The organism is Microcoleus sp. Pol7_A1, from assembly GCF_036701085.1.
Classification (GTDB): domain Bacteria; phylum Cyanobacteriota; class Cyanobacteriia; order Cyanobacteriales; family Microcoleaceae; genus Microcoleus; species Microcoleus asticus.
Map to the genome: position 1 here is coordinate 1 of NZ_JAUBQD010000178.1, position 1,000 is coordinate 1,000.

Consider the following 1,000-nt stretch of genomic DNA (forward strand, 5'->3'; position numbering starts at 1 on the left):
TGTGTAAGACATTTGCTGCCGTCAAATATATATTTAAGTTAGTTACTCATTATCAGATATTTGATTTCCCCAAGCTTTACAGTTATGGTAAATTCTCACAAATCATATAGGATTGCTATAATAAACTCGCTGGCAACCATTATATCAAAACAGCTAACCAATGATGAAAGATGTCATTGGCTGTTGTTTCACTTACGTCAAATTCTACTCCTAACATTTGAAACATTGGCAATTGGTGTAACTTAACTAAAGTTAATAGGATTATATGGGCAACTATTAACTTATGATGTCTCTCGCCTCCCGCTTTAATAATTCTAGTTTTTTTGTTCTATTTATGCTTTTTTTTATCGTGCCAACCCTCACATTGAACAACAAATAAACTTATCAGTTGCTCTTAGTTAATACCTAACAAGTTTTGAGTTTCCGATGGATGCTTATCAATATTTTTATGAAGCTGACTCATGTCTTTTTTATGGGTAAAATTCTCTTTTATACTATCTGCGAGCCTGCAACCAATTTTTATTTCGGAGATGTCTATCGATCGCTTTGGCTAGCGTGGCATCAAGAGTCTCTGAAGTTCGGGCAGCTTCCGAACTAATAATCCCTGTGATTTTTGACTCCTGACAACTCAATTGGTGATCGATCCGGGGAGTAAGATCGCACTCTTGAACATAACGGGATGGTTACACCTATTTATCAACTGTCTCTTTTGGCAAAAATTTGGTATCTTTAGTTTTTTTATAGCTTCCAATAGTTTGGAAACTTTTTAAGTCGTAGCCTGAAACCCTTGATTTACGGCTAAGCAGATGGATTGCCGAATCGCCATGAAACCCTTATTCTACAGTTGCAAATCACACACCATCCGAAGTATTGATATGAATAATTGACAATAGCCTGCGAGAGCTTGCTGCATAGCCTTTATATTGGAGTTTAGACTAAACAGCGATTAAATCGTGATCGTCACCGCACTCTTGAACGGCAACGGTCGCTGGCGACAAGT

General features: G+C 37.2%; 1 protein-coding gene. It reads right to left on the reverse strand.

What is annotated here, in order from left to right:
• Positions 1-139: 139 nt before the first annotated feature.
• Positions 140-313 (reverse strand): transposase family protein, encoded by a 174-nt coding sequence (locus QUA20_RS31885; protein WP_333194347.1) that lies wholly within the window; start codon positions 311-313, stop codon positions 140-142.
• Positions 314-1,000: the final 687 nt, after the last annotated feature.